The organism is Streptomyces iranensis, from assembly GCF_017874715.1.
GTDB classification, from domain to species: domain Bacteria; phylum Actinomycetota; class Actinomycetes; order Streptomycetales; family Streptomycetaceae; genus Streptomyces; species Streptomyces iranensis.
In genome coordinates this window covers 387,396-400,936 of the sequence record NZ_JAGGLR010000008.1, presented here as the reverse complement: position 1 = coordinate 400,936, position 13,541 = coordinate 387,396, and the positions used below count along the sequence as shown (strand labels likewise).

Genomic DNA, 13,541 nt, shown 5'->3' with positions numbered 1-13,541 from the left:
CCACGTCGCCGGATGAAAGTTCCCGGATACACCGAGAAACAGTGCGGGTACGGCGCCCGGCGCAAGGTCACCGCAACCGCACGGCCGCCGCCGTGCCGTGATTGCTACCCCACCCCGGGCGTCGTACCTGACTGTCTCGCCCCCTGATAAGCGTCGGCCCCCACCGACGCTGTACTCAGAGTAAGGCCGTGGTCTCATATAGGAAGCGGATTAGCGAAACTGACCGCTCTCGGCTGTTCACTGTGGGTTTCTTGTTCGCTCTTGGGGAGTACGAGATCCACGAGCGGCGAAAATTTACCGAGAGGCGATCAACGGGCCGATGGATACGGCCCCCTACAGCCGCCGTGCCCCCGCACTGGGCACCGCCGGGAAGATCCGCGGCGCCCGGTGCCCGGCCGCGCCGAACGCCTCGGTCACCGCCTTGCCCACCGCCTCCGCGTCCCCCTCGGCCACCAGCACGATGGCCGAGCCGCCGAAGCCGCCCCCGGTCATCCGCGCCCCGAGCGCCCCCGCCGCGCATCCCGTCTCCACGACCAGGTCGAGCTCGTCGCAGGAGATCTCGAAGTCGTCGCGGCAGGAGGCGTGCCCGGCGGTCAGCACCGGCCCGATGGACCGCGCGTCCCCCGCGTCGAGCCGTTCGATGACCTCCTCCACCCGCCGGTCCTCGGTCACCACATGGCGCACCCGCCGCAGGGTGGCCGCGTCGCAGCCCAGCCGCTCCAGCTCGGCGAGCGTCGCGTCCAGCCCGTCGAAGGGCACGTCCCGCAGCGCCCGCACCCCGAGCGCCCGCGCGGCCGCCTCGCACGCGGCGCGCCGGCTCGCGTAGGCGCCGTCGCCCAGCTCGTGCTTGACGCGGGTGTCCACGACCAGCAGCCGCAGCCCCTCGGCCGCCAGGTCCAACGGCACCTGGCGCTGGGTGAGATCACGGGCGTCGAGGAAGAGGGCGTGCCCCTCGGTGCAGCACGCCGACGCCATCTGGTCCATGATCCCGCAGGGCACGCCCACGAACGCGTTCTCGGCGCGCTGGCACAGCTGGGCGATGCGCGGCGGGGTGAGCCCCAGCCCGTACAGATCGTTGAGCGCGGTGGCCGTGACCACCTCCAGCGCGGCGGACGAGGACAGCCCGGCGCCGGTGGGCACGGTGGACGCGAAGTGCAGATCCGCACCACCGGCCCGGCCCGTCAGCAGCCCCGCCTCGCGCAGCGCCCAGACCACTCCGGCCGGATAGGCCGCCCAGCCGCCGCGGTCGCCGCCGCCCGCGCCGCCCGCGACCGGCGAAAGCTCCTCGACCCGCAGCTCGACGACCCCGCCCGGGACGTCGCCCGAGTGCAGCCGCAGCACCCCGTCGGTGCGCGGGGAGGCGGCGGCCAGACAGGTGTGGGGCAGGGCGAGCGGCATCACGAAGCCGTCGTTGTAGTCGGTGTGCTCGCCGATCAGATTGACCCGGCCCGGCGCCGCCCACACGCCGCCGGGCTCGGTGCCGTAGACCTCGCGGAACTCCGCCGTGGCCCGCCCGGGGCCGTGCTCGTCCGTCACTGACTCTCCCTCCGCTGCGCGAACTCCCATGCGTCCGCGACGATTCCGGCCAGGTCGGCGCGGGTCGGGCGCCAGCCCAGGCGCTCCTTGGCACGCTCGGCGGAGGCCACCAGGACCGCCGGGTCGCCGCCGCGGCGCGGGGCGGCGATCTCCGGGACGGGGTGGCCGGTGACCTGGCGCACCGTCTCGATGACCTCGCGGACGGAGAAGCCGTTCCCGTTGCCGAGGTTGCAGATCAGATGCTCGCCGGGATTGACTCCGCGGCGCGCAGCGCCTCCATCAAGGGTGGTGGTGGGAGACGGGAGGGCGGCGCCGAGGGCGAGCAGATGGGCGTCGGCGAGGTCGGCGACGTGGATGTAGTCGCGGACGCAGGTGCCGTCGGGGGTGGCGTAGTCGTCGCCGAAGACGGAGATGGCCTCACGGCGGCCCTGGGCGACCTGGAGCACCAGGGGGATGAGGTGGGACTCGGGGTCATGGCGCTCGCCGTACGCCCCGTAGGCGCCCGCGACGTTGAAGTAGCGCAGGGAGACCGCGGCCAGGCCGTGGGCGGCGCACTCACCGCTGATCATGTGGTCGACGGCGAGCTTGCTGGCCCCGTAGGGGTTGGTGGGCGCGGTCGGGAGGTCCTCGGTGATCGGGACCTGGTCGGGCTCGCCGTAGGTGGCGGCGGTGGAGGAGAAGACGAGGGTGCGCACCCCGGCGTCGCGCATCGCGGCGAGCAGCTCGGTGGTGCCGCCCACATTGTTGACCCAGTACTTCTCGGGGTTGACGACGGACTCACCGACCTGGGAGAACGCCGCGAAGTGCAGTACGCCGTCGTAGGTGGGGTCGAGCCACTTGGCGGCGTCCTGGATGCGGCCCTCGATGAACTCCGCACCCTCGGGGACCCCGGCGCGGTGCCCGGTGGAGAGGTCGTCCAGCACCGTCACCCGGTGCCCGGCTTCGAGCAGATGCGCCGCGACCACGCTGCCGACATAGCCGGCACCGCCGGTGACCAGGTACTTCTTCTGCTGCGCAGTGTTCACTTGCTCGCTACCTCTCGCAGTCGCTCGGCCGCGGCCTCCGGCGGCACATCGTTGATGAACACATTCATGCCGGATTCGGAACCCGCGAGAAACTTCAGCTTGCCGGAAGTGCGGCGGATGGTGAAAAGCTCGAGGTGAAGTGCGAATTCACCGCGGTCGGTCAGGCGGTACGGCGCCTGGTGCCAGGCGGAGATGTAGGGCGTGGGCGGCTCACCCTCCCCGAAGATCCGATCGAAGCGCTTCAAGAGTTCCAGATACATCTGTGGAAACTCTGTGCGCGCGGCCTCGTCCAGCGCCGGCAGGTCCGGGACCCGCCGCTTCGGGTAGAGGTGCACCTCGTAGGGCCAGTGGGCGGCGTACGGGACGAACGCGACCCAGTGCTCACCGTCGAGGACCACCCGGCGCCCGTCGGCCAGCTCATCGGCGACCACATCATCGAACAGATTCCGACCAGTGGCCTCACGGTGCTCGCCGAGCGAACGGAGCATCAGCTGTGTACGGGGGGTCACAAAGGGATACCCGTAGATCTGGCCGTGCGGATGGCCGAGGGTGACGCCGATCTCCTTGCCGCGGTTCTCGAAACAGAAGACCTGCTCGACGGCGGGGTGCTGGGCCAGCTCGGCGGTGCGGTCGGTCCAGGCGTCGAGCACCAGAGCGGCCTGTTCGGCGTCGAGGTCGGCGAATGAGGCGGCGTGGTCGGAGGTGAAGCACACGACCTCGCACCGGCCCGAGTCACCGGCCAGCGAGGGAAAGCGGTTCTCGAAGACCACGACGTCGTAGTCGGAGGCGGGGATCTCGCTGTGGCGGCCCTCGCGGGAGGGACACAGCGGGCATTCGTCGGCCGGCGGGTGGTAGGTGCGGGCCTGGCGGTGGGAGGCGATCGCCACCCGGTCGCCGAGCAGGCGGTCGTGCCGGATCTCCGAGCGGGTCGCGATGGGGTCGAGCGGCCGCTGGTCGACGGCGTCGCGCACCGCGTCGTCGCGCGCGTCGTAGTAGATCAGCTCGCGTCCGTCCGCGAGCCGCGTCGCCGTCTTCTTCACTCGGCCAGCTCCTGTCAGGTGCACCCAACACAACTCAACATAATGAACCACAAGCCAACAGTGCCGTCAATGCGCGGTGCAGGTGACCGGACAAACCGCAAGAATTCGGATACGTTCACCGAACGTTTCTGGTGCATTCCGTTCAGGCGATGAGGCGAGACCATGCACTATCTGGCCGAAGGGCTACGACTCCCCACCAACGCACTCGACTACACGATCCTGATCCTCTATTTCGCCGTCGTCCTCGGCGTGGGATTCGCCGCCAGAGCGAGCGTCAAGACCAGCCTCGACTTCTTTCTCTCCGGCCGGTCGCTGCCCGCGTGGGTCACCGGTCTGGCCTTCGTCGCCGCGAATCTGGGCGCCCTGGAGATCCTGGGGATGGCCGCCAACGGCGCGCAGTACGGGGTGTACACGGTGCACTGGTACTGGGTCGGGGCGATTCCGGCCATGGTCTTCCTCGGCCTGGTGATGATGCCGTTCTACTACGGTTCCAAGGTACGGTCCGTCCCCGAGTTCCTGCTGCACCGCTATGGACCGTCCTCGCATCTGCTCAGCTCGATCATCTTCTCGGTCGCGTCGGTGCTGATCGCGGGGGTGAACCTCTATGCGATGGCGATCGTGGTGGAGGCGCTGCTGGGCTGGCCGCAGTGGGTGGCCATCGTGGTCGCGGGGCTCTTCGTGCTCGCGTACATCACCCTCGGCGGACTCTCCTCGGCGATCTACAACGAGGTGCTGCAGTTCTTCGTGATCCTGGCCGCCCTGATCCCGCTCACCGTCGTCGGGCTACGGCGGATCGGCGGCTTCGGCGGGCTCAAGGACGCGCTCACGGACTCCCACGGCCCCAATTTCGTCTCCGCCTGGGGCGGCACCGGCATCGGCTCGTCCAACCCGCTGGGGGCCAACTGGCTGACCATCGTGCTGGGCCTCGGCTTCTGTCTGAGCTTCGGCTACTGGACGACCAACTTCGCCGAGGTGCAGCGCGCCCTGTCGGCCAAGAACCTCTCGGCCGCTCAGCGCACCCCGCTGATCGCCGCGTTCCCCAAGATGTTCATCCCGCTGATCGTGGTGGTCCCCGGGCTGATCGCCCTGGTCATGGAGCCGGACATCGGCTCGAAGAAGAGCGGGCTCCAGTACAACGACGCGATTCCGCTGCTGATGAGCGAGCTGCTGCCGAACGGGGTGCTGGGGCTCGCCGTGACCGGGCTGCTGGCCGCCTTCATGGCGGGCATGGCGGCCAATGTGTCCTCGTTCAACACTGTCTTCACCAACGACATCTGGCGGGCGTACGTCATGAAGGGCCGGCCGGACGGGTACTACCTGCTCACCGGGCGGGTGGTGACGGCGATCGGGGTGCTGGTCGGTATGGGCACGGCCTTCATCGCCTCCTCGTTCAGCAACATCATGAACTACCTCCAGACCCTGTTCTCGTTCTTCAACGTGCCGCTGTTCTGTGTGTTCATCATCGGCATGTTCTGGAAGCGGGCCACCGCCGCGGCCGGGTTCTGGGGGCTGCTGTGCGGCACGGTGGCCGCGATGATCAACTACTTCTGGCTCTACCTGGCGGATGTCATCGCCATCCCCAGCGACCAGGGCGCCAACTTCGTCTCCGCCATCGTGGCGTTCGTGGTCGGCGGGGTGGTGATGGTCGCGCTGACGCCGTTCACCAAGCCCAAGCCGGTGGAGTCGCTGGCCGGTCTGGTCTACGGCACCACCGCGCCCGGGGTGGCCGAGCCACCGGCGCCGGGCGACGAGGCGTGGTACCGCCGTCCTGCCGTGCTGGGCTGGAGCGCGCTGATCCTCGCGGCCCTGTGCTACATCCCGTTCTCCCTGTGACCCTTCCGGGATTAAGGAGCGTGCGTCATGAGTGAGGAGTACGAATACCGGCACGAGGTCGAGGATCTGCAGCAGAAGTCGGCGACCGCGGCCCGGCTGTTCGATGTGCGGCGGATCATCGGCGGGCTGTTCGTGATCTACGGGATCCTCGTCCTCATCGCCGGGTTCACCGCCTCGGACGCGGATGTGAGGAAGGCGTCGGGCATCAACATCAACCTCTGGACGGGCTCGTGCGTGCTCGCGGTCGGCCTGCTCTTCCTGCTCTGGATGAAGCTCAGGCCGCTGTCCGCGCCCGGGGCCGAACCCAAGCCGGAGCCCGCTCGGCCCGGGTCCGGCCCCGGGGCCGGACCCGGGAACGGGACCGGAGAGCCCGGGGGCCGAGCGCCCGGGTCCGGAGCGGGCTGAGAAACGCGGGCCACGGTACGGGCTACGGCGCCGACGCGGGCGGCTGAAGCGTGGGAGGCGGCTGGGGCGGGGACGGCGCGGTCCGGCGCGTCGCCGCGCGGTCCAGCAGCCCTGTACGCGCCGCCAGGGCCGCCGCCTCCAGCCGCGAGCCCACCCCGAGCTTCATCAGCACCCGCTGCACATGGGTGCGGGCCGTGCTGGGGGCGATCCCCATACCCGCCGCGATCAGCCGGGTGTCCTCGCCCTCGGCGACCCGCACCAGCACCTCCACCTCGCGCGGGGTCAGCATCCGCAGCAGCCGGGCGCCCTCGTCGTCGGGCTGGGCCGCGGGGTTGAGCAGCTCCGCGAACGCCCCCTGGAGCAGCTGGGGCGCCACGGCCGCCTCGCCCGCGCGCGCCTTCATCATGGCGCGTTCGACACCCTCGATCCGCTCGTCGTGGCGCACATAGCCGGACGCCCCGGCGGCGAAGGCGGCGGCTATGCCGCGCGGGCTCGGCACCGGGCCGAGCACCACGACCGCGACCTGTGGCCGCTCCTTCTTGATCCGCACCACCGGGTCGAACATCCCCGGCTCGGCGGGTGCCGCCGTGCCCAGCAGGCACACCTCAGGTGCCCGGCTCACCACCAGGTCCGCCGCGCCCGCGCTCGGCGCCGCCGCGGCGAGCACCCGGTGCCCGCGCAGCTTCAGCGCCGAGGCGAGCGCCTCCGCGAGCAGACGGTGATCGTCGACCACCATGAGTCGCACGCCCATGAGCTCCCCCCATTCGCTCAGGGGGGAAAGCTACACGCTTGTTCGACGTTGCGCGCCCCTTACCGGGCAGAAGCCCCCCGGAATGCCGAAATCCCGGCCATTCGTGCCTACTTGACGTCCGGTTGACGTCCCAATCCGATCGATGCGGCTGGGTTCCCAGGGGGCGCGCACCCCCGCGCTCTGCCGGGCGCGCACGGCGGCGGCCCCGCCCGTACGGTGTCGTACGGGCGGGGCCGCCGTGGGGTGGCCGGGCGGGGCGCCGGAACGTCAGCTCGCGCCGAAGATGATCGCCAGCGGGTCGTCCCGGTCGTAGGTGCCCGAGGGCTTGCTGGCGTAGACGTCGCTCATGTAGAGGTGCTCCCCGGAGTAGATGATCTCCGAGTAGCTGGGGCTGAACTTCTGCTCCATCTCATGGCTGGCGACGGGGTTCTGCAGCAGCTTGGTCTTGGCGTACGACTTGGGGTCGATCCGCCAGACCGCGCCGCCGGTCTCCCAGGTGCTCTCCTGGTAGGCGAGAACGGAGCCGTCCTCGTCCAGCCCGAGCGGGGTGAGGGCGGCGCCCTTGGCCCCGTCGGTCTTCCCGACCGGCTTGCCGGTCTTCAGGTCGAAGGCCACGATTTCGTTGGCCGTCGCCGCGCTGGAGTCGGTGCGGTCCTCGGAGCCGAGGAAGAGGGTGTTCGCCGACTTGGAGACGGCGAGCTTCCGGCAGCCCTCGACGTTGGTCGACTCGCACTTGGCGTCGTACTTGCCGTTCTCGGTGCCGATCTTGCCGAGCACCTTGCCGGTCTTGGCGCTGTCGTCGATGGACAGGAAGTCCGAGACCGCCGAGCCGGTGGAGTCACCGGCGTCCAGGCCGATCACCAACGGGTCGGTGGAGGCGACGTGGACGTAGTCGATGCCCTGCGAGACCTTGTAGGCCGACTTCACCGCGCCCGACTTCGGGTTCAGCGTCTGGACCTGGATCTGCGGGTTGTCGTAGTCGCCGCAGCGGCGCACCGCGACCAGCTTCTCCTCGCCGCCCGCGTAGCCGTCGTCCGAGCACTGCTCGCCCGACTTGGGCTTCCACAGGGACTGGCCCGAGCTGGACCAGGCGGCGCCGCCGCTGGTGCCGCCCGCGGCCACGGTTCCGCCGCCGATGGTGACCTCGTCGAAGCGGATCTTCTCGTCACCCTCCTTGACGTTCCGGTGCCACAGCATCTTGCCGTTCTTCAGGTCCAGCAGCCCGACCTCGGTGCAGCCGGGGTACTTGTCCTCGGCCGACGGCTTGGCCTCCTGGTAGAGGACCGTGGTCAGGCCGTCCTTGGTGAGGTGGTCCGAGGACCAGCAGACCGCGCCGTCCAGCGGGATCGTCCACTTGGCGGCGCCACCGCTCAGCGGATAGCCGACGATCTTGTAGACACCGGCCTTCACGAAGGTGTCGTCGGTGGTCCACATGCCCTCGACGGTGACCTGGTCGGAGACCTTGGGCATCGGGACCTTGTTGAGCAGCTTGGCGTCCACGGCCTTGGCGGGCTTGTCCCCGCCGCCCGTGGTGCCGCTGGAGGCGCCCTGGCTGGACTGCTTGTCCTTGCCCTTGGCCTCGCTGCCGCCGCCGTCGTCGCCCTTGGTGGCGAACCAGATGCCGCCGCCGATGATCAGCGCGACCGCGACCACGGCGCTGACGATGATCACCATGCGCTGCTTGGACTGGCCGGAGCCACCGGGGCCGCCCGGACCGGGGCCGCCCGGGTACTGGGCCTGCGGCGGCTGTCCGTACTGCGGCTGGCCGTATTGCGGCTGTCCGTAAGGCTGCTGGCCGTACTGCTGCTGACCGTAAGGCTGCTGGCCGGATCCGTACGGCGATCCGCCGCCCTGGGTCGGCTGGCCGTGCGCCGGCTGATCCGGGTAGCCGTAGCCGCCGGCGCCCTGCGGAGGCGTCTGCGGCGGCGCCGGCGGTGCCGACGGCGGCGGAGGCGGAGGGGTCTGCGGCGGCTGGCCGGGGGCCTGCGGATAGCCGTAGCCCTGCTGGCCCGGAGGCGGCGTGGGCGGCTGCTGTGGGTAGCCGTAACCAGGTTCCTGCGGCGCACCGAAGCCGCCCTGCGGCGGCTGGTTTGGCGGCGGAGGCGGCTGTGACATGCGAATTCCTTCAGATGCGGGACCCGTCGTCCGACCGGCCTCCCCCGCGATCCCGGTGGGTCAAAGGCCCCCGGGAAGGAGCGAATCGGACAGGGCACCCCGCCATTGAGCGGAAGGCAGGCGGGAGTTCTTTGTATCACCCGTAAGGGGCGCAATAGGGATCAGTGTCCAGGTCATCGATCAGCTGAGACCGGCCTGTGACGCGACCGTTGCCAGGGAGCGCGCCATCGCCGCACAACCTCTTCACACGATGCTTTCAGGCCACTCACATCACGCGTCGTCGGCTCATGCCTTGTCGACTCATGCGTTGTCGGCTCATGCGTTGTCGGCTCATGCGTTGTCGGCTCATGCCTCGTCGGCTCATGCGTCGTCGGCCAGCTCCAGCCAGCGGGTCTCCAGCTCGTCCCGCTCCCCCGTCAGCTCGCGCAGCTGCGTATCGAGCTCGGCGACCTTGGTGAAGTCCGTGGCGTGCTCGGCGATCCGCGCGTGCAGCCCGGACTCCTGCTCGTTGATCCGGTCCAGCCGCCGCTCGATGCGCTGAAGCTCCTTCTTGGCGGCGCGCTGGTCGGCCGCCGACCGCTGCCGGGCGGCCTGTTCACCGGTCTTCTGCTTGGCGGGCGCGGCGGCGGCCGGGGCGGCCGCGGCCAGGGCCCGCTGCCGCCGCTCCAGGTACTCGTCCACGCCGCGCGGCAGCATCCGCAGGGTGGCGTCGCCCAGCAGGGCGAGCACCCGGTCGGTGGTGCGCTCGAGGAAGTAGCGGTCGTGGCTGATGACCACGAGTGAGCCGGGCCAGCCGTCGAGCAGGTCCTCCAGCTGGGTCAGGGTCTCGATGTCCAGGTCGTTGGTGGGCTCGTCCAGGAAGAGCACATTGGGCTCGTCCATCAGCAGCCGCAGGATCTGCAGCCGGCGCCGCTCACCGCCGGAGAGATCGCCGACCGGGGTCCACTGCTTCTCCTTGGTGAAGCCGAACTTCTCGCACAGCTGGGAAGCGGTCATCTCCCGGCCCTTGCCGAGGTCGACGCGCTGCCGGATCTGCTCGACGGCCTCCAGGACCCGCAGGTTCCGGTCGAGCTCGGTGACCTCCTGGGACAGATACGCGAGCCTTACGGTCCTGCCGACCACGACCCGGCCCCCGGCGGGCTGCTGTTCGCCCTCGCTGCGGGCGGCCTCGGCGAGGGCGCGCAGCAGCGAGGTCTTGCCCGCGCCGTTCACCCCCACCAGGCCGATCCGGTCGCCGGGCCCCAACTGCCAGGTCAGATGGGTGAGCAGCACCTTGGGCCCGGCGGTGACGGTCACGTCCTCCAGGTCGAAGACGGTCTTGCCGAGCCGGGAGTTGGCGAACTTCATCAGCTCGGCGCTGTCGCGGGGCGGCGGGACGTCCGCGATCAGCGCGTTGGCGGCCTCGATGCGGAAGCGGGGCTTACTGGTGCGGGCGGGGGCGCCCCGGCGCAGCCAGGCGAGCTCCTTGCGCATCATGTTCTGCCGCTTGGCCTCCTCGCCGGCGGCGATGCGCTCGCGCTCGGCGCGCGCGAAGACGTAGTCACTGTAGCCGCCCTCGTACTCGTGGACGGCGCCGCGCTGGACGTCCCACATGCGGGTGCAGACCTGGTCGAGGAACCAGCGGTCGTGGGTGACCACCACCAGGCCCGAGCGGCGGGCGCGCAGATGCCCGGCCAGCCAGGAGATGCCCTCGACGTCGAGGTGGTTGGTGGGCTCGTCGAGGACGATCAGGTCCTGCTCTGCGATCAGCAGCTGGGCGAGCGCGATACGGCGGCGCTCACCGCCGGACAGCGGGCCGATGACCGTGTCGAGACCCTGGGGGAAGCCGGGCAGGTCCAGCCCGCCGAACAGCCCGGTGAGCACGTCCCGGATCTTGGCGTCACCGGCCCACTCGTGGTCGGCGAGGTCGCCGATCACCTCATGGCGGACGGTGGCCGCGGGGTCGAGCGAGTCGTGCTGGGTGAGCACGCCGAGCCGCAGACCACCGGCGTGGGTGACGCGGCCGTCGTCGGCGGGCTCCAGCTTGGCGAGGATCCGGATGAGCGTGGTCTTGCCGTCGCCATTACGGCCGACGACGCCGATGCGGTCACCCTCGTTCACCCCGAGGGAGACGCCGTCCAGCAGGGCACGGGTGCCGTACACCTTGCCGACGGACTCAACATTGACCAGGTTGGTCGCCATCACACTCCATTACGCGGATCGATCGGCATCCCAGGGTAGTCGCCGCGCGGGGCGCCTCGCTCAGGCGTCGACCAGCCGCGCTCCGGGGACCGGGCCGGAGGTGACCCGGACCGTGCGGCAGGTGCCCGAGGCGGCCAGCCCGGTCGCCACCGCCTGCGCGGCATCGGTGTCCTTCGCCAGGAAGGCGCAGGTCGGACCGGAGCCGGAGACGAGGGAGGCGAGCGCGCCCGCGTCCGCTCCGGCGCGCAAGGTGTCGGCGAGCGCGGGGCGCAGCGAGAGCGCGGCGGGCTGGAGATCGTTCGAGACGGCGGCGGCCAGCGCGGTGGCGTCCCCGGTGCGCAGCGCGTCCAGCAGCGCCTGGGAGGGCTCGGGGTCGGGCACGTCGGCGGCGCTCGCTCCCGCGCCGGACGCCTCGCGCAGCCGGTCGCATTCGCGGTAGACGGCCGGCGTGGACAGCCCGCCGTCGGCCACGGCGAACACCCAGTGGAAGGTGCCGCCGGTCTCCAGCGGCGTCAGCAGCTCGCCCCGGCCACGGCCGAGGGCCACGCCGCCAACGAGGCTGAAGGGGATGTCGCTGCCCAACTCGGCGCAGATCTCGAGGAGTTCGGCGCGGGTCGCCTGGGTGCCCCAGAGCGCGTCGCACGCCAGCAGCGCCCCGGCGGCATCCGCGCTGCCGCCCGCCATGCCGCCCGCGACGGGGATGTCCTTGGCGATATGGAGGTGCACGCCGGGCGCGATGCCGTGCCGCTCGGCGAGCGCGAGAGCGGCGCGGGCCGCGAGGTTGGTGCGGTCCAGCGGCACCTGACCGGCGTCCGCGCCCTCGACGGTGATCCGGAGGACTTCGGCGGGGGTGGCGGTGACCTCGTCGTGGAGCCCGACGGCGAGGAAGACGTTGGCCAGGTCGTGGAACCCGTCGGGGCGCAGCCCGCCGACCGCGAGCTGGACGTTGACCTTGGCGGGCACACGGGCGGTCACGGGGCGGCTCACGGGGCTCCTCGGCGGGGTTCGGGTGTTCCGGTGCGGCCATTGTCCCGCGTGCGGCGGGGAGGGCCTGCGTGCGGGGAGGGCCTGCGGCGGGCTTGTCCCCCACCCCGCCCCTTCCCGAACCGGGGGCAAGCCCCCGGACCCCGCTCTCGGAGGCTCCGCCCCCGCCCCCGCCGGGGCTCCGCCCCCCGGACCCCGCTCCTCAAACGCCGGAGAAGCTGGGCAGCGCGGCACCTCCACCCCACGCCCCGTCCAGCCCCCCTCAGGACTCTAGGGGCCTTGCCCCCGGAGGTTGCGCCCCGCGGCCCAGCCAGACCCCGGACCCCGCACCGGAGTCCGGGACGGAGCCCCGGCTACGGAACCCCGCTCCTCAAACGCCGGAGAAACTGGGCAGCGCGGCACCTCCACCCCACGCCCCGCCCGCCCCCCCTCAGGACTCAAGGGGCCTTGCCCCCGGAGGTTGCGCCCCGCGGCCCAGCCAGACCCCGGACCCCGCACCGGAGTCCGGGACGGAGCCCCGGCTACGGAACCCCGCTCCTCAAACGCCAGAGAAACTGGGCAGCGCGGCACCTCCACCCCACGCCCCGCCCGGCCCCCTCAGGACTCAAGGGGCCTTGCCCCCGGAGGTTGCGCCCCGCGGCCCAGCCAGACCCCGGACCCCCGCACCGGAGTCCGGGACGGAGCCCCGGCTACGGGAAGGGGCGGGGTGGGGAACAAGCCCGCCCGCAGGTGCGTCGTGTGATCAGGCCGCGGGCCCGTGCTCGGCGATCGCGGCGAAGTCCTCCACCGTCAGCGACTCGCCGCGCGCCTGCGGCGAGACCCCGGCGGCCTTCAGGGCCTCCTCCGCGGCCCCCGCCGAACCGGCCCAGCCCGCGAGCGCCGCCCTGAGGGTCTTGCGGCGCTGGGCGAACGCCGCGTCCACCACCGCGAAGACCTCTTCCCGGGTGGCGGTGGTGCGCGGGGGCTCGTCCCGGCGGATCAGCGAGACCAGACCGGAGTCGACGTTGGGGGCGGGCCAGAAGACGTTGCGGCCGATCGCGCCCGCGCGCTTGACGTGGGCGTACCAGGCGGCCTTCACGGAGGGGACGCCGTACACCTTGGAGCCGGGCGGGGCGGCGAGCCGGTCGGCGACCTCGGACTGGACCATGACCAGGGTCCGTTCGATGGTCGGGAACCGCCAGAGCATATGGAGCAGCACGGGTACGGCGACGTTGTACGGCAGGTTGGCGACCAGCGCGGTCGGGGCGGGGCCCGGCAGCTCGGTCAACCGCAGGGCGTCGCTGTGCACCAGCGCGAAGCGGTCGGCGCGGTGCGGCAGCCGGGCCTCGACGGTCGCGGGGAGGGCCGCCGCGAGGACGTCGTCGATCTCGACGGCGGTGACCCGGTCGGCGGCCTCCAGCAGCGCGAGGGTCAGCGACCCGAGCCCGGGGCCGACCTCGACGACCACGTCGTCCGGGCGCACCCCGGCGGTCCGGACGATCCGGCGGACCGTATTGGCGTCGATGACGAAGTTCTGGCCGCGCTGCTTGGTCGGACGTACGCCGAGCCGCGCCGCGAGTTCGCGGATGTCGGCGGGGCCGAGAAGAACGTCGGAGTCGGTGGAGCTCACCCAGGAAGTTTAGGCCCCCTTTCCGGCCCCCCTTTTTCAAGGCTCGGTCCTCCCCCGGCCAC

At 71.4% G+C, this 13,541-nt stretch carries 10 protein-coding genes; 2 read left to right on the top strand and 8 right to left on the bottom strand.

Annotation, left to right across the window (positions count from 1 at the left end; all coding sequences use genetic code 11):
* Nucleotides 1-333: 333 nt before the first annotated feature.
* The 3 genes from galK to galT are packed head-to-tail and all read right to left on the bottom strand — an operon-like array spanning nt 334 to nt 3,601.
* Entirely contained in the window at nt 334-1,566 is a 1,233-nt protein-coding gene (galK, locus tag J2Z30_RS17320; RefSeq protein ID WP_044570952.1) for a galactokinase, read from the bottom strand.
* Complete coding sequence (galE, locus tag J2Z30_RS17315) at nt 1,533-2,561, bottom strand: UDP-glucose 4-epimerase GalE (RefSeq protein ID WP_044570954.1); 1,029 nt, start codon at nt 2,559-2,561, stop codon at nt 1,533-1,535. Before galE ends, galK begins: the two co-directional genes overlap by 34 nt.
* A complete protein-coding gene (gene galT / locus J2Z30_RS17310) occupies nt 2,558-3,601 on the bottom strand; it encodes a galactose-1-phosphate uridylyltransferase (protein WP_044570957.1) in 1,044 nt (347 codons plus the stop codon). The genes galE and galT overlap by 4 nt, the downstream gene beginning before the upstream one ends.
* 162 nt (nt 3,602-3,763) lie before the next feature.
* Here galT and J2Z30_RS17305 point away from each other — a divergent pair, with 162 nt between their 5' ends.
* Both J2Z30_RS17305 and J2Z30_RS17300 read left to right on the top strand, forming a co-directional pair.
* Entirely contained in the window at nt 3,764-5,434 is a 1,671-nt protein-coding gene (locus J2Z30_RS17305; protein WP_044570959.1) for a sodium:solute symporter family protein, read from the top strand.
* Between the two features lie 27 nt (nt 5,435-5,461).
* Nucleotides 5,462-5,839 carry a hypothetical protein gene (locus J2Z30_RS17300; protein ID WP_044570961.1) on the top strand — a complete coding sequence of 126 codons (378 nt, stop codon included), beginning with the start codon at nt 5,462-5,464 and terminating at the stop codon, nt 5,837-5,839.
* Between the two features lie 22 nt (nt 5,840-5,861).
* On the opposite strand, the gene J2Z30_RS17295 is transcribed toward J2Z30_RS17300, so the two are convergent.
* From J2Z30_RS17295 to rsmA, 5 genes are all read right to left on the bottom strand, one after another.
* Nucleotides 5,862-6,590 (bottom strand): response regulator transcription factor, encoded by a 729-nt coding sequence (locus J2Z30_RS17295; protein ID WP_044570964.1) that lies wholly within the window; start codon nt 6,588-6,590, stop codon nt 5,862-5,864.
* A 267-nt stretch (nt 6,591-6,857) separates the two neighbouring features.
* Nucleotides 6,858-8,705, bottom strand: a complete 1,848-nt coding sequence (locus tag J2Z30_RS17290; protein WP_044570966.1) for a hypothetical protein — start codon at nt 8,703-8,705, stop codon at nt 6,858-6,860.
* A 360-nt stretch (nt 8,706-9,065) separates the two neighbouring features.
* Nucleotides 9,066-10,886 carry an ABC-F family ATP-binding cassette domain-containing protein gene (locus J2Z30_RS17285; RefSeq protein ID WP_044570969.1) on the bottom strand — a complete coding sequence of 607 codons (1,821 nt, stop codon included), beginning with the start codon at nt 10,884-10,886 and terminating at the stop codon, nt 9,066-9,068.
* A 60-nt stretch (nt 10,887-10,946) separates the two neighbouring features.
* Nucleotides 10,947-11,873, bottom strand: a complete 927-nt coding sequence (locus tag J2Z30_RS17280) for a 4-(cytidine 5'-diphospho)-2-C-methyl-D-erythritol kinase (protein ID WP_044570971.1) — start codon at nt 11,871-11,873, stop codon at nt 10,947-10,949.
* 739 nt (nt 11,874-12,612) lie between these two features.
* The gene (rsmA, locus tag J2Z30_RS17275) at nt 12,613-13,479 is read right to left on the bottom strand and encodes a 16S rRNA (adenine(1518)-N(6)/adenine(1519)-N(6))-dimethyltransferase RsmA (RefSeq protein WP_044570973.1); all 867 of its coding nucleotides are present in this window, start codon (nt 13,477-13,479) and stop codon (nt 12,613-12,615) included.
* Between the last annotated feature and the right edge of the window lie 62 nt (nt 13,480-13,541).

Excerpts from the sequence above, each read along its gene's own strand:
- galK (WP_044570952.1), bottom strand. The coding sequence starts at position 1,566 with ATGGGAGTTCGCGCAGCGGAGGGAGAGTCAGTGACGGACGAGCACGGC.
- J2Z30_RS17305 (WP_044570959.1), top strand. The coding sequence starts at position 3,764 with ATGCACTATCTGGCCGAAGGGCTACGACTCCCCACCAACGCACTCGAC.
- J2Z30_RS17300 (WP_044570961.1), top strand. The coding sequence starts at position 5,462 with ATGAGTGAGGAGTACGAATACCGGCACGAGGTCGAGGATCTGCAGCAG.
- J2Z30_RS17295 (WP_044570964.1), bottom strand. The coding sequence starts at position 6,590 with ATGGGCGTGCGACTCATGGTGGTCGACGATCACCGTCTGCTCGCGGAG.
- J2Z30_RS17290 (WP_044570966.1), bottom strand. The coding sequence starts at position 8,705 with ATGTCACAGCCGCCTCCGCCGCCAAACCAGCCGCCGCAGGGCGGCTTC.
- J2Z30_RS17285 (WP_044570969.1), bottom strand. The coding sequence starts at position 10,886 with ATGGCGACCAACCTGGTCAATGTTGAGTCCGTCGGCAAGGTGTACGGC.